The 20,502-nt window shown below is 38.0% G+C and carries 14 protein-coding genes, 1 tRNA gene and 1 pseudogene; 4 read left to right on the top strand and 12 right to left on the bottom strand.

Going from position 1 to position 20,502, the window contains the following annotated elements:
- From ACFING_RS07800 to ACFING_RS07775, 6 genes and pseudogenes are all read right to left on the bottom strand, one after another.
- A partial coding sequence (locus ACFING_RS07800) for a phage tail sheath family protein (RefSeq protein WP_375630355.1) occupies nucleotides 1–1,085 on the bottom strand: 1,085 nt, incomplete at its 3' end.
- An 86-nt stretch (nucleotides 1,086–1,171) separates the two neighbouring features.
- Nucleotides 1,172–1,381 (bottom strand): 2-hydroxymuconate tautomerase family protein, encoded by a 210-nt coding sequence (locus ACFING_RS07795; RefSeq protein WP_375607418.1) that lies wholly within the window; start codon nucleotides 1,379–1,381, stop codon nucleotides 1,172–1,174.
- A gap of 14 nt (nucleotides 1,382–1,395) precedes the next feature.
- Nucleotides 1,396–2,667 carry a hypothetical protein gene (locus tag ACFING_RS07790; protein WP_375630354.1) on the bottom strand — a complete coding sequence of 424 codons (1,272 nt, stop codon included), beginning with the start codon at nucleotides 2,665–2,667 and terminating at the stop codon, nucleotides 1,396–1,398.
- 58 nt (nucleotides 2,668–2,725) lie between these two features.
- Nucleotides 2,726–4,594 carry an FAD/NAD(P)-binding protein gene (locus ACFING_RS07785; protein WP_375630352.1) on the bottom strand — a complete coding sequence of 623 codons (1,869 nt, stop codon included), beginning with the start codon at nucleotides 4,592–4,594 and terminating at the stop codon, nucleotides 2,726–2,728.
- A gap of 95 nt (nucleotides 4,595–4,689) precedes the next feature.
- Nucleotides 4,690–5,802, bottom strand: coding sequence for a YbfB/YjiJ family MFS transporter (locus tag ACFING_RS07780; RefSeq protein WP_375610884.1), 1,113 nt, complete (start codon nucleotides 5,800–5,802; stop codon nucleotides 4,690–4,692).
- Nucleotides 5,803–6,127: 325 nt separating this feature from the next.
- Nucleotides 6,128–6,375 (bottom strand): annotated as a pseudogene (locus ACFING_RS07775) (baseplate assembly protein); the annotation flags it as partial.
- 793 nt (nucleotides 6,376–7,168) lie between these two features.
- Here ACFING_RS07775 and ACFING_RS07770 point away from each other — a divergent pair.
- Both ACFING_RS07770 and ACFING_RS07765 read left to right on the top strand, forming a co-directional pair.
- Nucleotides 7,169–7,642, top strand: coding sequence for a hypothetical protein (locus tag ACFING_RS07770; protein WP_375630351.1), 474 nt, complete (start codon nucleotides 7,169–7,171; stop codon nucleotides 7,640–7,642).
- On the top strand, nucleotides 7,639–8,859 hold the full coding sequence (locus ACFING_RS07765; RefSeq protein WP_375630350.1) for an MFS transporter: 1,221 nt from the start codon (nucleotides 7,639–7,641) through the stop codon (nucleotides 8,857–8,859). The genes ACFING_RS07770 and ACFING_RS07765 overlap by 4 nt, the downstream gene beginning before the upstream one ends.
- A 601-nt stretch (nucleotides 8,860–9,460) precedes the next feature.
- On the opposite strand, the gene ACFING_RS07760 is transcribed toward ACFING_RS07765, so the two are convergent.
- A tRNA-Ser gene (locus ACFING_RS07760) sits at nucleotides 9,461–9,551 on the bottom strand.
- A 316-nt stretch (nucleotides 9,552–9,867) separates the two neighbouring features.
- Between ACFING_RS07760 and ACFING_RS07755 the strand changes: the two genes are divergently transcribed.
- Entirely contained in the window at nucleotides 9,868–11,064 is a 1,197-nt protein-coding gene (locus ACFING_RS07755; protein WP_375630349.1) for a porin, read from the top strand.
- A 1,236-nt stretch (nucleotides 11,065–12,300) separates the two neighbouring features.
- On the opposite strand, the gene ACFING_RS07750 is transcribed toward ACFING_RS07755, so the two are convergent.
- From ACFING_RS07750 to ACFING_RS07730, 5 genes are all read right to left on the bottom strand, one after another.
- Nucleotides 12,301–13,065 carry an N-acetylmuramoyl-L-alanine amidase gene (locus ACFING_RS07750; RefSeq protein WP_375612480.1) on the bottom strand — a complete coding sequence of 255 codons (765 nt, stop codon included), beginning with the start codon at nucleotides 13,063–13,065 and terminating at the stop codon, nucleotides 12,301–12,303.
- An 847-nt stretch (nucleotides 13,066–13,912) separates the two neighbouring features.
- Nucleotides 13,913–16,087, bottom strand: coding sequence for an isocitrate/isopropylmalate family dehydrogenase (locus tag ACFING_RS07745; RefSeq protein WP_375630348.1), 2,175 nt, complete (start codon nucleotides 16,085–16,087; stop codon nucleotides 13,913–13,915).
- Nucleotides 16,084–16,815: an alpha/beta fold hydrolase gene (locus ACFING_RS07740; RefSeq protein ID WP_375630347.1), complete on the bottom strand. Its 732-nt coding sequence runs from the start codon at nucleotides 16,813–16,815 to the stop codon at nucleotides 16,084–16,086. The genes ACFING_RS07745 and ACFING_RS07740 overlap by 4 nt, the downstream gene beginning before the upstream one ends.
- 261 nt (nucleotides 16,816–17,076) lie before the next feature.
- Entirely contained in the window at nucleotides 17,077–18,273 is a 1,197-nt protein-coding gene (locus ACFING_RS07735) for a multidrug effflux MFS transporter (RefSeq protein ID WP_273791533.1), read from the bottom strand.
- 229 nt (nucleotides 18,274–18,502) lie between these two features.
- Entirely contained in the window at nucleotides 18,503–18,781 is a 279-nt protein-coding gene (locus ACFING_RS07730) for a hypothetical protein (RefSeq protein WP_375630345.1), read from the bottom strand.
- A gap of 307 nt (nucleotides 18,782–19,088) precedes the next feature.
- Here ACFING_RS07730 and ACFING_RS07725 point away from each other — a divergent pair, with 307 nt between their 5' ends.
- Nucleotides 19,089–19,859, top strand: coding sequence for a phage tail assembly protein (locus tag ACFING_RS07725; RefSeq protein ID WP_375630343.1), 771 nt, complete (start codon nucleotides 19,089–19,091; stop codon nucleotides 19,857–19,859).
- Nucleotides 19,860–20,502 lie beyond the last annotated feature (643 nt).

Here is a 20,502-nt window from a genome sequence, read left to right as displayed (position 1 = left end):
AAACTCAAATCTTCTAAAGGTGGCACTTCTTCTGCATCAAATTCCACCCGCAATTTTCCCAATTGTAAAGTGCTGTTTGAATTTAAATCACGATCAAACCAAACCCGCCCACCAAGCAGTGCACCGCGTGCAATCATATCATCAAGAAAGCTGGTCAAAGAGCGGGTAATGGCAATAACATGTTGGCCAGTAAGGTTTTCATCATTCGCCCAAGGGCGCAAATTGTTAATGATGGTTTTTTCCAAGGCTGCACGGGTGCGCACCACATTGACAAAGCGCCAAAGTGGATCACTGGAGGTGGTATGATTTCCCCATAAAATGCGCCCATTGGCAGCCATTTGCCCATGCGCATTTTGACTAAGTCGTGCTGGAATAAAGGTCGCAATATCGGCTTGGTTAAGGCGATTTGCCTCATGATCAATTTCCCCATCAAAATAGCTAATGGGGCGTGCTGTCCCTAAAATGCCATGCACATCTTGGTTGGAAGGAGACCAAAAAACACCGCCCCTTTGCTTGTCACGTTTGATAAACATGGCTGCTGCAAAAGGACTTGCGGGTTTAACACTAACACCCCCCTCACGATTTGCCACCCGTACAAAGGGGTCAATCAAATAACAAAAGCGTGAGGAAAAATCTGCACGATAGGCAAGGCTTTCTTCCGCATTTTTACCCCCCGTATCAAACACGGCAATGGCTTGCAACTTTTCTGCCACTTGTTCCAGTGCATCTGCCACGGGGTTTTTGCCATTGTCAATCCGCCCTGCACTATAAGCCGGTGCCAGTAAAATCCCAGGCTCCACCCCCAAATGCCCCCGCGCATGAGCCAAGGCGTGCACACCGGTCAGGTGAGCGTTTGATCCCACCATTTCGGTTTGTGTCTCAGCAATGGTTGACTTTTCTTCCACACGCACAAGGATAATTTGTGCCTCAATCCCCTGCGCGCACACGGCTTTAATCACATCAAGAGCCGTGCCTCTTGCCCCAAGCTTTTGGATTTTCTCTGTCTCATGGGTGAAGACCAACACGGGCTCGTCGAGGGGAAAAACTTGGTTGTCAGCATCAGGGGCTGTAACAACCGCCCCAATGGCGGTCTAATCAAATGTTGCTAAAGGACGGGATTTTTTACATTGATTAACCCTATTGACCTTAAATTATTGTCAAATACACAGAGTTATTCTTTATTTTGAGCTTTTCTTAATTCTGTAATGGGGACACCACCAATACCCCAATTGTCTGTCTCCACTTCATCAATCACGACAACAGTCGTTTTCGGATTTTTATTCAGAATATTAACTAATAATTGAGTTGCCCCTTCTATTAGTTGCCGTTTCTGTTCAGAGGTAACCCCTTCATTAGTAATTTTAATATTTATGTAAGGCATAAGATCTCCACAATTTACAAATATTGAATAAAAAAGCTCAAATAAATGAACGCAAAAAGATTAAATATTAATACATAATAACTATGCATTTTAAAGCTCGTATCCACCGGTGAAATATGCAGGCTACTGGAAGCAAAAATAGCATTTATTGATACAGGAGAAAGGAGTTGAGCTGCAATAAAGAAGCAAATCCAAACCAAATAATCCGTAACCCCATAAGCCATCGATGACCCTAGTAAGGGAAATGCCAAACTAAATAGCACCATAGGGTGAATTCCTACTACACTGAAAATTGGCAATACAAAGAGAATACAGGCATAACGCTGCCAAACAGAGAGTGATGCCAATGAGTGACTAAACGTCACCGGCAACAAAGGAATAAGCAAATCACAAGTAGATATTAGCAGACTACAACCTAGCAACAACATAATTTCACTGGATATACTGCGTATCACTGCCACCAAAGGAGTCAAAAAATCAATACTGCGTGAACTCCCACGCTCAATGAGGTATAGAATGCTCGCCGTCAATGCAATGCTTTCTAGTGCATTCAACCTAATAACTGTCAACGCAACGATAAATATTAGCCAGAAAAATATCAAAAAAATCCAAATTCTTACTCTCTCTCCTTCTTTATTCGCTCTTCTCTCATCGCAAATAATCGGGTTAGCTAGCGGTATAACAGGAGAAAGGCACAACAACAACAGACTGAATAGAAAAAGTGGTATCCCCAAAGCAGCGGATGTGAATATTGGTGTTCTAGGCATAGCAGCGAAAACTGTTGCTGCACCGATGCTGGTCGGCATCAGTACCATCGTGATGCTCATCATTCGCATCACAATAGCGGCCAAATGGCGAGAGGGAAAAACACTTTTTTTCAAGGCATCAATCATTAGGGGGATAACCCCCAAACTCATCGGCCAAGCTAAAAACGCAGTCAGTATCGCGATGGACAGGGTAAGCAAACCCTTTCCATAGCGCATCAACCGTTCAGAGAGAAATTCTGAAATACGCCATGTATTCATCACATGGCGCAACAATCCCATGGCGAGTAATAGCCAAAAGACATCAGTAAAACGCACAAGCACAGTACGAACATCAGGCAAGTGCCAACGCCATATCAGCACTAAAGCACAAGCCAACAGGATGAACACACCACTGCGTGCATTCCCCTTCAACCACCAGTATGGTATCGTCAAAAGCAAATAACCGAAAACAGTCACTCCAGCCAATGGAATAAGAAACCAAGTTCTTATTGAGATAGACATAAGAAAAATGAATAGCATCAGCATCGCCATTATAACGGATACGGAGGACATGCGTATCAGGAAGCTTTTTACATCATCAATGTACATTAATTGTTGAATCTTTGACTGAGTAGCGATTAAGAAGCTGCTCGTACATGTCAGTGACACAGCGCCCTGCATCCCGCAGTGCACGAGAATTAACTAAAGGCCTAGGCAAAATATATGTATAAAAATTGGGCCCCTCTACTGGATTACCGACCACCCATAATGTATTTTGTATTTGCCCTTTAGTGTCTATAGGATGCTGCCGACGGTCAATATCAATACCACCAGGATGATATCCTTGGTTGATAAATGGTCGAATGATGCCCTGACCAGCCAAATTCTGGATAAAAGGGGACTCATCACGCAACGGAGAAAAACTATCAATCTTGGCCTTGATCAGCACATCTCCATCAACTGAACTGTTTTCATCTTGAAAAACAGACTGAATTTCGAAACGGCTGGTACTAGCATTGAGAACAAGTTTAGGTGAAGGTCCGCCAGCCAAAGTCACGATACCAGCCTCCATCAGAGCCTTCAACTCTTGGTTTCGCTGCATCGGTGGGCCGACAGAAATACGGTTAAAGTTTGGATTAAAATATTCAATAAAGTACTTGTGAGATGAAGATGTTAACCCGCAAAAATCAATTGCTGAACGTAAGATATCACGGACATCTCGTAGCACATCTGTAGCAGCTTTCACTGGGCCATCAACATTACCTGCAGCGGAAGAATGAAGATCGTCCTTCAAATGCTCCATGAAGAATCTTGTATAATCATTCAGAGAGGCGAATATTTTATTTCGATGAGGATACAGCAACGCTTGAATACACTGCTCGTCTTTGGAAGTAACAACATAGGTTTCAGGGTCTAGCCAGTGCCCCAGCTGCGTACTTCGATAGACATAACACATTTCTTTAAGCAACAGAGGTAAAAGCTGCGTTTCGAAATCCAGCTTCGGAGAACCGTTAGCAATGCTGGATTGCTTACGCAGATGATGTATTGCATCGAGAGTAAGGAATGATGGTATGTATTGCCCACTACCACCCTTTTGATTAATCCCGCGACTACTAAAAGGCAATGTTTGACGGGAGAATAAAGCTATCTTCGGTTCTTTGCCGCTTGGCATGTAGCGCAATTGTCCAGCATTTTCAGTAAAAGTCCCACCGCGACCGTAAGTCAATTGCGACAAGACATCATAGCTAGTTAATCCAATTCCCTGCACCAGCACACGAGACTGAGATTGTATAGAGTCCAACTTTTCAATTGGATAAGGATTCGAATAATAGTTCAAAAGCGCATTTTTCATTTGGTGAGCAGCGACAAACTGTTGCAGGCTTTCATCATGCGATGAATATATATTCTTACCATGACCCGTGGTCATATAAACAAAATCTACACTATAACGACAGCCATCTTCCAAAAGAACATCCGTTTTATTATCTTGGTGGATATGGAGATTGATAACCTTTTGTCGGATCTCCTTAATACGAATACCGGAAGGTAAATCTTGCGTGAGCTCTTGGTAAGCCCAAGACAGGTATTCCCCTAACAAACGACGTGATAAATAATCATTTTCTTTGATTTCTCTCCCAACATCATGCTCTGTACGAGAAAAAACACCGTTAATATTACGATAACCTTGTTGAATAGCCCATTGATAGAAATTCGGTCCCTTCCGAATAGGCCCGACACCCTTAACTGTATCATCACCAAATAAAGTAATCTGGCAAGCGACAGTGTTAACCAATAAATGATCCGGTTGATGCACACTATGGGTACCGGTTCCCATCTCATTGGGATCAATCAATAAAATATCAATGTTCCCAGAAAATGGATAATGGGAATAAAGTGTGAGCAAGCGTTCGAGAATACTGATCCCACGAGGACCAACGCCCAAAATAGCGACTGTAGAGTGAAGCATTCTGTAATCTCCCCTATTAGAATAATTTGACTTTCACAAAATGTTTCAAAAAGAATGGAATAAATTCTCTCGACTTTTTAGTGAAGATTGCGGGTTTATGAAACGCCAACGACCTTTTTACAAAGACAATATTGACAGATTCCAGCAGCAGCAAAAAGCGCTACAGCACCACAGATAACGGAAAGCGCAATGGCATGTGAACCAAACTGTAAAAAACTCGTCAAGAGAGGTCCTAATATTTGGCCAAAACCGTAAGTTAAGGTAGCCAAGCCTAGCAGATTTATGCCATACGGCGCATATAAACGCTTAGCTAACGGCATAACTAAAGAAGTCGTCCCCATAAAAGTAAATCCAAACCCTATACAACTGAGAACGATCAGTACAAGAGACTGGCTGAATAATGTCAGTAATACGCATCCTCCTTGGATAAGCAAATTGAGCATCAAACAACGTAATACCCCCCACCGATGGGCTCCCCATAACCAAATGAAACAACTAGGAACAATGGCTATTCCGACAAACGACCATAAGTGGTTAGCGAGTAGTGGGAAATTAAATGTTTTCGCCATCAGAGGAAGATATGTCGCGACAATAATATAACCAAACCCAGCAAGCCCATAAATCAGAGCGAGTTCCCACCAAACGATATTTTCGTGTGCCAATGACTCATTAATAGCAAATTGAGATGCATCAACACGACGTGGAAATAAAATAAATAACACGAGCAACAATATAACAGATATTAAACCAGCTCCAAACCAAATACTTTGCGCGTTCAGTGATTTACTCAAACCAATAATAACATACTCATTACCCAGTAGAATACCAACTCCCACACCCGCATAGAGCGAAGCAATAACCCACACCTTGTGACTATGCTGCATAACCGTCATAGAACCAAAAATCATCATTGCCGCACTCGCGATACCGGCAGCAAAGCGGATAAAGAAGACCAAGTAAAAGTTTGGTGTCAACGCCATGGCAAAAATAAGTGCACTCGTCACTATAGCTGCACCAAATAGCATGTAGGGAGCACGGGATATATTCCCAACTCTGCAAAACGAAAAAAACATACTCCCAATTAAATAACCGCCATAATTAGCGCTAGCTATATAAGAAAGTTGCTTAAAGGTAAACAATCCTTCATCCAACATAACTGGAAATACCGGCGTATAGAAAAATCGCCCGATCCCCATCCCCAAAATCATAATAATCATACCGAATACAGCGACTTTGAAATAACTCAAATCTTGACGATTATTTTTCCCCCCCATTACTCTAATCCCTTAACTAATAATTCGCTCATCCGCATTCTATCTCATCGAGAGTAACACTTATCTCAGAGAATAAAAGCCAATCTAGCCATTTGTTTGAACAACCAGAGGAACATATTGAGCGATTATTGTCAACATTACTGGATCAGTTATATGCATTTCTTCGTTTTACACTCTGCTCCATGTATGATCTTCTCCCTACAAAGCTTCTTTTTCAGAAAATAATGGCTGAAATTAAGCAGCAATAACAACGAGGAAATCAATAAGCACGCCCCCGTTCAAACAAGACAATATCCCCTAAAGCTCTGCTTCATCAGGTATGACTAAAATACCCTCACAAGGTTGCGTTATGTTCACATGGTGAACACCCTCAACCATCAAGCGGCTTAGTATCCAACTTAAAGAGAGATCAAGGACAAGCTTTTGCGCACGCGCCCATTCTGCTCTTAAATTCTGCTCTGCTCTTTCCAAAACAAAGGAACCTTCATCCGGTAACAACCAAAAATCAATAGTATTGAAGGGTATAAAGGCTACTTTTAATATAGCTTTGTTTTTTATCAGCAACAGTAAAAAGTTTGTTTTTTTATAAAAATTGAAATTTATTCATTTTTTATCGTATATTTTATGTTATCTTCTTTAAATTAATTAAAAGATCATAGAATATTAAACTGATAGGATGCATTTTTCTCAAGCGGCATTTTTAGAGAAATGTTGATTTAATCAGTGAAGACAAGCAATGAGCAAAGTTATAATTTGAAAAGACAGTATATAATGTTTTATGATCAATGATCTAAATTAGAGACATGAATTGGGGGAGTTTGATCTTTCTTACAGCACAGTAGCTCAAAAAAACAGTAGATGAAGTTTAAAATTCACCATTACCCATCATAAGATGAAAGCTTTTATCCCACGTTTGATTTTTTTAAACTATTTTCTTGTCCTATCTGTAATATCTAAAGAATATCTTCAAGCAATCATAAGCACTCTTTTAGGGTATCATTTCCATAATCAACGTAATGGTTATCGAGCTTCCATTCAAGATACTGTTTTGCAAAAGGAAATCGTCATTTCAGGATACGGAGGGATTTATGTATTTAGTCACAATGTATCATGCACCCTTCCTCTTATATCAGAAATTTAATTCTTAATCGTAATGACGTGATTAAAAAGCACCTTGCGAGACAATCTTTTTAATAAATTTTTAATAAATAAAGTAAAGATGAATTCTGAAAAAAACTTTTTTAGACGTAAAGTGATACGGAGAAACAGTCAGAAAGAAAGGGGGGGATTACAAATGTTGATGACTATAAAAAAAGATATCAAAAAATTACCAAAAACCGATTTATGGATCATTTGTGCTATTTCAGCTGATCAGCAAAGAGAATGGATCAGTAAATGGTGTATAAAAAATAAACACACTTCTATAAGTCCTAATTATGTCAATGATCTTGCCGTCCTAGGGTCATTTTACAGATCTAGACAAAATGATTACTACGGAAGCAACAGCCCCACAAGCAACTCCCCTCCAAAGATGACAATCTCATTTATGAGGCTTATGTTGCTTCTCATAATCACTTTAAAATTGCATCATTTGCTCTCATTAATACGCTTTGAAGTCCCATATGGACTAAGGGACCTTTTAAATTTTGGGATGGTTATGGAAGCCTTCTTTCCACTAATCCCTGAATGGGGATATGAAACCGCTACCTTTTCACAGAAAAATATTCTTTTCAATGAGAATTCTTATTGTACAATCTATGGAACAACACAATGAACAGACCACGCACCCTTGCTCTCACCTATGGATCCTATAATGCTGTACGCATGCTGATCGGCGTTTACCATGCTATTTTTTTAATGTCCATGGGAGTTAGTCTGGCGCAATTAGCTCTGCTTCAGGTTGTCTTTTCCACCACCATTCTGCTGCTTGATTTTCCCTGCGCTGTTTTATCTGACAGATATCGGCGTAAATATTCCGTTATGGCTGGGGTCTTTATGACAGGAGTATTTTATCTTCTATGCCTTCAAGCTCCCAATATGACAGCACTTATTATTGCGCAAATTCTCTATGCAGCAGGCATTTGCATCATTGTCAGCGCCATTGACGGATGGATTTACCATTCTCTAGGCGATAAACAGGATCACTTTTCGCATTATGCTCATCTCTACCACCAGGTTAACTCTTTTGGAAGTATTCTCAGTGGGATTGTAGGAATTGGAACGATCTATTACTCTGGACGATATTTTATGGGATATATCATCTCATGCCTCATGATGGGATTTATTTTTTTGATATTCCTTATTGTTCCTGAAGAAAAGAAAACGACAATTGAAACGTCCAAAACAAAAACAATCTTGCACAATGCCAAGGAAACGCTCTGGATATTTCAAAATACAGTAGGAGGAGCATGGTTTATTTTCCTCATGTGCCTTTTTAGCGCTGGTATTCAGATTATTTATCATTTCTGGCAACCAATAATACTTTTAGGGGGAAAAATTCATCACCTCAACGGTTCGCAAATGCTCGTCTTGATGTGCTGCCATATTGGAGCCTTTTCAGCACAATATTTTTCAAATTTGCTGATGTCTAAGTATCATGTTCTTGATAAAAAATATAAGAATTCTATAAAATATTTTTCCTTCTTTTCTGCGCTGATGTGCATAGCGCTCTATTTTTCAGTTCATAGCCATCAAACGGCTGCATCAGTCATCGCCTTCTCTTTAATCCATGGATTTATTTGCACTGTACCGATCGGTGCAAAAAGCTTATTTTTCTCAGAACTTAACCAAAAACAAACGCAGCATATTTCCGGTGTTGTTGGTGCTGTCTCTTTTAGCGGAAGAATATTTTCAATTACAGTATTGAGTATTATTTCTTTTCTTCCTGCAAAAGTTTCTCCATCTTACTACCTAATATTACCGACCATTACTTTTTTCATGTGTGGTTTGGTTGTCATGAGATGGATGAAACACTCTCAAAAGTCTCTATGAGAGGAAAACCATAACATTTCACCCACAATGTTTTCTTCTAAAAGAAATCTATAACTTTTTTGAGAGCATTGCCACATCCAACTTTCAATACACAATGCAAATATAAAGCAACACGTTGATTTATAATGATAATATACCAAACGCGAATATTGTAAGATTCTTTCTTTTCAAATCTGCTTTATGGTTGAAACAATCAAAATCATTTGCTTGCACATCATAAGCAAAGAAAGCCGTATAAATAAAAACGATTTAGAAAGGAAAAATGCCTTTTATGAACTCTCATAGTCAAAATCTATAACAACAGGAAGGCAGATATATAAGCAGATATATAATATGCCTCTTTGCATCTTCATAAGTATACAAATGATGTGGCTTTATAAGGCTTTATATGTCTCACAGAAACTTTTGTGTTTTATACCATTTACGAGGCAGCGTCGCAAAATGGGCTTATACACATTGCAAAGATATCTCTTTAAAACAAGCGCATAAATCGGCAATACAAGTATATTTGTGTTTAGAACATGCTTTTTATATGAGAGGCATAATCCCAACGGGATAAACAGAATTCCGATACACAGTCAACTGCTTTTATAACAATAGATGGCGGAGAGGAAGAGATTCGAACTCTCGAGAGCCTTTTGAGCCCTACTCCCTTAGCAGGGGAGCGCCTTCGACCACTCGGCCACCTCTCCAACAGAGAGGCATAAATGGTATCAACAGAAAGTTCAAGACATTTTCGATTTTTTTCCCAAATATCTGAAATTTTTTTCCTTTATTGATCCCATAAGGAGCAAAAGTTAATAAAACAAAAATTGTGTCTTTTTTACCACAGCATTTCGAATAGTACATGTATATATTACAAAAAGGTAATTTCATATTTGAAACTCTAAAAAGATTAGTTATAGCTAAGATAACAAGTGCTGCGTATTTTACTTATGTCTTTGTCCTTAATGCGTTAGGCAAATGGTACTCTTTAGAAGAAATTTAACCGGACCTCGGAGATCCCATATGAATATTAAATCCCTCTTTTTAAGCTCTACAGCAGCTTTTTTAGCAATTTCTGGAGCACATGCTGCTTCAACAGTTATCGCCGAACCTGAGCCTGTAGAATATATTCGCGTTTGTGATGCCTACGGAAAAGGATATTTTTATATCCCTGGAACAGAAACCTGCATGCGTTTATCAGGAAATGTTCGTACTGATTTTATAGGCGGTGATAATATCGATGCAACAACCGAAACTGAACTAAGAGACAAAAGAAAAACCTATGGCGCATCATCACGGCTCACCCTTGTTTTTCAAGCAGCTTCTGAAACAGAAATGGGAACACTTCGTTCATATGCAAGAATTTATTCAAACTGGGGTGATGGTAGAGACAACGCTGCTGCAAAGCTTGCCGCGGCTTACATTGAACTGGGTGGTTTTCGCGTAGGTCTTGATGACACAATTTTCAACAGCTGGACTGGTGGTTATGGAAATGTTCTCAATGATGACAGCATAGCGCCTGCCGGCACAACACGCACTAATTTTATTTCCTACACCTTTAGTGGTGACTCCGGCTTTTCTGCTATTATCGGCGCTGAATTAGGCAATAATGCAGATTCTCTTCCAGGAATAACAGGATACTACATTGATAAAGATGATAAGCTTGTTTCTATCACTGAGGGCACTCTTCCAAGTAAAGCCATTAAAAATTACACCCCGAATGTGGTTTTGGGTATAAAGTTCATGCAAAAATGGGGTGGTTTTTCAGCAGTTGCAGCATATGATACTTACTACAAAAAGTGGGCTGGAAAAGTACGTGCAGATTTCAATGTCAACGATCGTTTCAATCTATGGGTAATGGCTGGCTATAAAAATGGACTTGATTACTACACAGTAAATGCAAATGATGAGTTATCACGAAAAAGCACAACGATTTATGCAAACTGGGGTGGTAAATGGGCTGCTTGGGCGGGTGCCACTTACAAGCTTACTCCAAAAGCAAATTTGAATGCTCAAGTTTCTTATAGTGCTGTAAAAACCTTTGCAACTTCTGTAAATATTACATACACGCTGGTTCCAGGATTTGTGATTACACCTGAATTAACCTATGTTTCTTGGAACGATGATCGCGTTGTGACGGATAAAAATAATGATGAAAAACATTTATTCAATAAGAAAAGTGCTTTTCAAGGTATGATCCGTTTACAGCGTTCATTCTAATCCTATTTAAGCTACAGCTTTTAAAAACTGGCAACATGGTTTGCCAGTTTTTATTTTTGAAATCAAATATCATGAATATCTTTTCCTGATACGTATTGTCTTGTCTCTCGAAAAAAAACCGCCTTAGTTTCATAAAACTACTCTTAGAAGATTAACCTGATATGCTTGATAAGAGCACCTCACACGGGCGTTTACACATCACTTCAAACACAATCTCTTCCTTGCCCTTTAAAGCATGAATAACCCCTTTGCTTTATGACCAAATTGGTCTTTCTTGGTAATTTACTTCTAACCTTTGTTAATTTAGGTCATGATCTTCTCAAATAAATTCTACACTGAACAGATAAACTATTGAAAAAACAAGACATCATTGTGTTTTTGATATGCCTGAATGTGTCTTCTATCAACACTCTAAAACGCAACGTTTTATAACACGGCTTCATTAAAAAACTTAATCATCAAGAAACATGCTGTCAAAACGATGCAAATATTCCCTAAAGCAATAAAAGAGAAAAGAGATATATCTTCAAAAAATGAATTGACCTCTTCCCCTTCTAAAGAATAGCCCCCTATCAGTAGCAATCTGTAAATGCCCCTATTTTTCTTGAATCTGCATCACTTTGATTTATAATCATAATTTTTTATTTTTCATGTTTCAATCAACCAAAACCTGTCACTTGTACACGACAAGCGGAGAGAGCCGTGTGAATAAAAACGAGTAAAGAAAACCCTTTTATGAATCGTTTTAAATTTCAAGGGTTGTCGTAACATTGAGATCTGACAAAATGTACGATAATGCTAGGCACTTTTATTAAGCATAAAAATGAGGATACACTTCATAGAGGATTTTAGATTATATTCTCTATGAACGTCGCTGTAAAATATATGTTGTGATACACACTAAAAGACATTTCTTTAAAACAAGCATGGAAATATACAATACAAATCCATTTTATTTGAAGCGTTTTACCCTGCGTAAGGAACATGCCATGATATACGCAACATCTTGACTTTACGCGTTTTTAAAGGAAGAAAAGAAACAGTAAAATTTAATCTCTGCAAATCATAGAGCTTTCAGAGTTATGTTTCCATAAAACGCCTTATACCGTACAGGGGATTTTTTACACGATTAATGCCCTTTTTACATAAAGCCAATTGGCAAAAAGCAGCCTTTCCTGATAATAAAAAGGCTTACACGTAATCATAAGCCATATTTTCAATTAAAACGCATTGAATTCACGGAAAATACTTATCAACCAATGCATAAAGAATTGCTGCTGTTTCAACATCTAGAATCCCATCATAATTTTCTTGACGAAAATGAAGTTGAAATGCTCGGATCAAATCTTTGTATCCTGTTTGGGTACACGCAGCAGAAATGTCATATCCATAACATTTTAGCTTCGCCAAAACATCTTCTTTGGGTGGCAAATTCTTAGAGAATTGCTCTTGATAATGACTTTTTAGTTCATCATCATACCATGCTCCTATACCTGCGCTATAAAGTTCTCTCCATGGAAAAGCTGCTCCTGGATCACTTTTTCTTCCAATGGCAATATCACTATGTCCCACAACATCTGTTGGCATAATATCAGGATACCGTTGAAAAATATTCAAGGCAAGTTCCTTAACAGCATCAATTTGTATTGGATTATAAGGAGGAAACATACCCGTCCCATCATGATAAGTCGCTAAATTAACGATTTCAATCCCGATAGATGCATCATTGAGATGACTATGCCCAGCCCATGAACTCACACCCGCATGCCATGCACGCTCATTTTCATCAACCAGATTAAAAATACGCATATCCTTAAAGCCTGCCTCACGATATGTCTGCTCTGAAGGATCAGGAACAAGATAGTGTGCACTAACCTTTTCTCCTGTAAGCGCCATAATCGAGGCTTTAAAATCAATAGCCGTATAATGCATAACGAGAAAATGAACGCGACGACTAAAACTTTTGACAGAACGATAACTGTTGTAATCAATCTGATACATAAAAGCCCTTTCTTTTTTGCTTAAAAAACCACTGCGCATCACAACAGATAGAATACGAACTGTTAAAAAATGCAATAAACTTCCCATCTAGATACTAAGAATTACGACTAAAATTTGTTCATCAAAAATATTGACACTCTTATCAACAATTAAGACCACATTTTTATTTTTCTCCCACACACGCATAAAATGTTTTTAACCACATTAAATATTTTCCCCAAAAAAATTCCTACAAATTACCAATCAAAAAGAAAACAAAAGCGTAAAATGATCACTCCTTAAATCTTCACGTCTTACAGAAAAAATAGTTCTTCCTGTTATCAAATTGAAAAATATCGCCCCTCGGAAGTGAACACCCAACGATCATGCAATCACACAAAAAATTAAAGGAAAAATTTTATGAGCTCTTTACAGCAATTTATTATCAGATAACAGAACGGCACATGTTCGCAATAAACTCTTCACGGACATATTGTTCAATAAAATTTGCAAAGCTTTCCTGTAAATGACACGACTTCTTGTCTTTTCACACCATCGCTTTTTGATTTTCAGAAGAATCTCAATTATCTACAACGCTTGCGGTACATGACGTCTCTGGATTCCTTGTCATAGGCTCCATGAAAGATAACATCTTGATTTATAATCATAATTAATCATTATAAATATTGAATATAGCGAGCCTAATATCGTAAAGTTTTTCTTAATCTTGAAGCAATCAAAGTCATTTAATGACACATCAAAAGAAAAATTACCCTATAGACAAAAACCACTGAAGAAAAGGATCAAAATACTTCCTATAATAGAACGTTTAATAATTTAAGCAATATTGTTACATCCCCATAGAGTTTCATTTTTTCTTCTCCGTTTTCAAATATCTTTTTAAGACAGCCCAAGCTGCATATTCTTGTAAGACGACACCTAAAAGTGGTCGCGTATAGGGAAAAGTTATACGATCATCACCATAACCTTTCATCCGTATAGTTATGGTAGCATGTCCAAGGCTTTCTGCTTGATTTTCTAATGTCTCCAAAGAAGGCTCTAGGCTCACTTCAACCTCAAGCAGTGGAATATCTTGTTTACCTTTTTCTATGGGCTGAAAATATTTTAAAAGCAGCGGATCATTGGCAGACCAATGAACCTCTGCATGCATCGCTAATTGTTTACAAGCAGTAGTAACTTCTGCCCCAACTAAATAGGGGTGAAAATGATTTTCAAATGCTTCCACGAAATGTTGTTCCAAGAGCGCTTCTGATTGAGCAACCAGTTGCACCAAAACATAGGGGCTTTTCCATAAAAAATGCCGTTCAAAGGGTTCATTTTCAAGATGATCATCAACCCACTGCGCAATAGTACTTTCATCAATTCCAATCAAAGTCCATGCATACTCTGCACGCGATACAGAAGAATATTTCTTCTCATTGTGTTCTAAATAATTCTCTAAAAGCGCAAGAGCCTGTGATGGTGGACCAGGCAAAACAACAAGCGTACTTCCATCGCAAGAGAGATAAAACCCTGGTGCTGTACCTGTAGGATTATCAAGCACAGTTGCTGTCTCAGGAAACAATGCTTGACGTGCATTACTCTTATCCACCAAAATCCCTAATCGTTGTAATTGACCTTTTATTGTTTGCCAAACATCTTCATGATGTAGTAAAGGCTGCTTTACAGCTTGAGCAACTCCATCGCGTGTTTTATCATCTGATGTTGGTCCCAATCCCCCACTGATAATGATAAGATCTTCTTGTCCAAGACAAGAAACAACAGTCTCACTGATTTGCTGTAATTGATCAGCACAAACAAAATGACGTGTGACTTGAATATTTCTCTTGTTCAAGCTTTGGCTTAAATCTTGTAAATTCGTATTCAAATATTGTCCTGAAAGGAGTTCATCACCAACGGTAATGATCGCCGCACGATGAACAAAGATAGGATTCACAAGAGAATTGCGAACAGCTTCAGCCATTTGACGGGTAGAGGCGACACCTCCAAGATCATAGGTAACGGTTTTTCCAGCACGAATAACCTGATCAACACTCTCAGATAATTGTTTTGCTGCATCTTTAAAGCCTAAATGCTCTAAGAGTAAAGCCGTGGTATAAAGCATCGCAGAAGGATTGGCTTTATTTTGTCCAACAATACGTGGTGCGCTTCCATGAACAGGTTCAAAATAAGCAATCTCGCTCCCCACATTCGCATGAGGTGCAAGCCCCAATCCCCCCATTATCCCAGAGCCAAGATCAGAGAGAATATTGCCAAACATGTTTTCAGCAACAATCACACCAAACCGCTCTGGCTTGGTTGCAATCCACAAAGCAACCGCATCAACATTATGAATATCTGCTTCAATTTCCGGATAGTTTTGCGCAATTTTCTCAAAAATTTCCTGAGCAAACTGACCACTTTCTCGCATAACATTGGGCTTATCAGCAAAAGTAACTCGCCTAAAGCTATATTTCCTTGCATAAGAAAAAGCGTATTCAAATAACCGCTCTAAACCAAAGCGTGTCTGCAAACGGACTGTCCACGCAGCTTCCTCAAGCCCATATTTTGTCAAATTTGGATGTTTTAGCCAAACGGCTGTTTCAGGAGAAATACCCCGAAAATCCAATCCAGCATAAAGGCCTTCACTATTTTCTCTGATAACACAAAAATGAAAAGGTTTTCTCGGACCAAAGATGTATCTTACAGGACGTATATTCGCAAACAAACCTAACTTTTGGCGAATTTGAAGTGCGGGAGAAACATAGGCAAGGTTTTTCTCTTTTAAATGCGGAGCAAGTTCTTTTAAAGCCGCTTCTTTTCCTTTACTGGTCACAGTACCAAGTAAAATAGCATCACTCTGAGTAATTTTTTGCCAAGTCGCTTGAGGAACAGAAGCTCCTTCCTGTTTCCAACATTCAAAACCAATATCACCATAAGTCAATTCAATCGGCAATTGGAATTGCTCTAAAACCATCAACGCAGCATCACAAACCTCTGGTCCTATCCCATCACCAGGTAATACAAGAACTTTCTTTTTCATAATCCCTCCAGCCACTCATCAATAACTGCATCCGTCATAGTAGGATTATCCTCCCACAAACGCGTACCAGCACCAGAGATAATCTTATATTCATGGTTCAGATTATGACTTTTCGTCTGATTATTTACCGTTGCAAGTTGCGACTTTTCTCCCACTAAAGCTAAAAACTTCCCCTTATACTTAACTATCTCATCTCTAGCATCTATTTCTAATAAGAGTTTAAAGCCTCTTGTCATGCGTTCAATTGCCAAGCTTTTTTGTTTATCGGGAATCTCCAATAAAACTCTTTTTTTCATAACGCCAGAAGGATGCATAAAACCATTGAGTATTTCCAAAGCCCCCGATAAATCATTATTTTCTAAGGAGGCAAGAATATCTCCAAGGCGCCGTTGCAAAACCTTATCTGGATAGCCAGGCGCATTCACAGCAAGCACAGCTTGAACATTGGGAAGCTGGGCTGCCAATATTTGTACCAATGTTCCAGCCATAGAAAATCCCACAAGCACTGCGGGCTCTTTAAAATAGCTTTTAAGTTTTTCTGCCATAAAAGATAAAATGTCTACAGCAGAATAATTGAGAACATGAGAACTCTTAGGAAAAAGAGAAAGCGTATCCAGCAGAGTGACAGGGAATCCTTTTGTTGAACATAGCTTTGTCAATGGAGAACAAAAAACACCACCATCCCAAATTGGCATTACAGGAGAAAGAATAATAATAGGAAGGCTCATTGATCAATTCCTCCCCTTATTTTTAAACATGCATTAGAGCCAGAAATTTTCCCACCCAATATAATGAAAATATGTTGAAACTCTAGGCTCATATTCTCCCCCCATAATAATCGATTTGTTAAACTCAAACTAAGCTTGTAACAAATTTTAAATCCACTCAATCCAGCAACTTAATAAAAAAAAATCATCTAATGTACAGGTGCCCCATTTGTGTAAAACATCAAAAGCATTTCCGCATAATGCTTTCTTTTTATCATTTACTCAGCTTATTTCTGAAGTCATAAAATGACGCGCTTTTTGAATATAAATGATAAAACCAATCATACAACACACAGCTAACAAAGTTGCCATAGCCCGTGGGCTATGACCAGAGATTTTTCCGATAACCGCTGCACTGAGTGCCGCACTTCCTAATTGCAAAGATCCCATAACACCAGAAGCCGCTCCCGCAGCTTTCGGATGCGATGAAATAGCCAACGCTGTTCCTAACGGCAATAAAAAACCATTGCCAAAAGTAAGAACAGCAATAGCCATAAAACTTGTCACAAGGGGCCATGGGCTTAGATACATTTGCAAAGCAAACAGCACACCACCTATCACGAAAATAATGTACCCTCTCCCCACAGTTTTTTCCATAGACTCGCGTTCAAAAAACCATCGCGCCAAAAGATTTCCCAAAATATAGGGAAACGAGACACCAATATAGCTATAACTAATGTGTATCGGCGATAACCCCAAAGTCGTGAGTAAAAAAGGCGACTCCACAATATAAGCAAAATAGGCAGCGTAAGAAAAACACGGAATAAGTGCATAAAAAATAAATTGTTTGTTTCTGAAAACGCCTAAATATGCCTTCATCAATCCTACAGGAGAAAAATGCTGCCGTTTTTGAGGGGGGAGAGTTTCGCTTAGCACAAAACAACATAGCAAAATGGTCAAAAATATAAAAAAGCTTAAAAAGATAAAAGTTGCCTGCCAATGAAAAGCCTGTATCAAAAGTCCACCAATGAAAGGTGCAAGTGCTGGCGACATTCCAATAAAAGGGAAAACAATCAAATAAAGTTTTCCAGCCGCTTTTTTATCCAACAAATCATTGATAATTGCACGACTTAAGACAAGTCCCGCACAAGCACCAAGACCTTGCAAAAAACGTAACACAAGAAAAGCGTGAATATGAACCGTATAAATCACACCAAGTGTCGTAAATAACCACAAGAATAAGCCCAATAGAAGTGTTTTTTTACGCCCAAAATTATCACTCAGCGGCCCATAAATGAGCTGTCCAAGTGCCAATGCCAACAAAAAAACCGCCACTGCACTTTGAATTTGAGATTGTGTCACTTGATAATATTGACGCATATCGCCCAGTGCCGGTAAAAAAATATCGGTAGAAATCAATCCTCCCGTCGATAAACATACGATAAGTATAATGAATGGTAATGTATATTTATGTTTCATCAGGAAAGTCACATTTCTTAAATTTAAAAATATTTAAATTTTACGTTTATAGAAAAATAATAATTTATATTTATAAATATAAAGCTATTTTAACTTTATCCACAGGGAATAAAATAATCAATTTTCTTTATTCTTTTACTTTATTCGAGAATAATTCAGCTTGTTGATACATAAATCCAGTGTATGATCCGCACGCACACACTCAACACGTAAATAAACACTTAGTGCTTCACTTTATAATTAATTTTAAAGCATAGCAAATCGCAATTTTAAAACTATACGCAAAAGAAGCTAAAAGATCAAAACTCCCCTTTAGAGATATATTTCCCAATCCGAAATAGCGCATTTTGTTGTATTCATGTTGCCCTACCTTCATCAGCTTTTTTTCATTGATATCATCAACAAAAACGCTCCCAAACACTATCCCTCTCCATGATAACAACATCACTTTCCCGACAACATCTTTTATCAGAAGTGGTTTACAACGCTCAAAGAAAAAAGAAGCCACAAACTCCCTTTCCTCAAAACTCCCCACGCAAATATTATTGTAACAATACAGCATATAATAATGGCTCATGGAGAAGTCTTTATCAACACAAATAATTGAGCAAATAAACTTAATAGCCCACTAATATCATAAAGCAAATTGTGCTTCTATCTCGCTCTAAAATCTAAATTCATCTTGTCCATTTTGTTAGAATTTCATTCTACATAGCCAGCACAAAGTTTATTGCCTAAGCTATTGACAAACATGATATAATAAAAATTTGACGAATCATTCTGCATCTAATGTAGAAAGCAAGGAGAAGCTATTAATGAATATAACAGAACGAGCCACGTACCAATTACTTGGACCTATTAAAGTGGAAGGAAAGACATACACAGAAATCACCTTACGCCGCCCGAAATTTAAAGATTTAAAAGCAATACAGAGCAAAGAAGGTGACGAGCAATCAATTGAAATGATCGCATGTCTTTCAGGGTGGTCCTATAATGCCATCAGTAAACTTGGTGTTCGTGATTTTTTAAACATTAAAGACATTTACGGGCCTTTAATAAAAAAAGTATTAAAAAAACTTGATAAAATGAATACAATCATAAAAATCCCATCCCTAAAAATCCTATCCTTAGAAACTCAATTTTCTAAACATCTCAAAAACTTTATAAACAAAGTAAATGCACCCATAAAAAGTATAATGGATGAATGTATTTTAATCGACAGTAAACCCGAAAAACGCACAAGTAACCTTTACACAAATACATTTGAAACAGAATCCATGACAACTGCAAATGCAAAAGTGAAAACCTGTAGCACCTATGAACCGATTACAGTTCATAATCCCTACGTCATAAAGGTGGAACGCATGACCTTTACAAAATGCACTTTCTTAATACAAGATGGTCCATCGAACCAAATTTATCTCTCAAATCAAAGTGCTCTTACATCGTATAAAAAAACTGCGGGCGAAACTAAAAAACAACCTTTGGAGAGAATCTCGAAACTTTTGGACATTGTCTCAAAACTTTTCAACTTTCCTCTCTGGTTTTGGGAGTTTTTACTCAAAGAACTTAGAAAATTTTTCTAGCATTGTTTTGATATAGAACAATAAGAGAAGGAAAAACAGCTTAGAACACTAATGTTTCTTCCTTATCTTTTATCTCTCATAGCTTTTTGAATTGAATACTTTTGATATTTATTTTGAATAATTGAAGCATTCTTTTAATTATAAGTACAATATAAAAAACTAAAATTTTAGAAGACGCGCTGTTTTTACAAAAAAATGAATAATAAAATAAAGACTCCAGAATTTTACTTTTTACCTTCAAACATAATCAATGATGGAAAAGCGTTTACAAAGTTTTCCTCAAGCAGTATCTGGGACATTACTTGAAAGAAAAGCATTAAGAGAGCTTACTTTTAAGCTAAGGGGGAAAGATTAAACTTCACAACGACATTCAATCTTTTAAACATTGCAGTACAGAACGGGAAAAGAGAGCCATACCCCCATAGACCGTTTACCCCCCCATCAACTAAAATTCTCGATAAACTGGTATTATCAGTTCTAAACTGGAGTCATATAAGAAGAATTTTAAGCAATGATCACCGTCTTGTTTTCGATGTTTTCTGTCCTTTTTGGCGCATATCTATTCACTTTTGGAACATAATTAGCAAAAAGGCATTGTATCTCCAGCATATTCAAGGAGATAAAACATGGAAACTCGCATTCC

This window comes from Bartonella sp. AP150HLJHH (assembly GCF_042196385.1).
Classification (GTDB): domain Bacteria; phylum Pseudomonadota; class Alphaproteobacteria; order Rhizobiales; family Rhizobiaceae; genus Bartonella.
The sequence above is the reverse complement of the archived record's forward strand: the minus strand, read 5'-3'. Positions and strand labels throughout refer to the sequence as shown.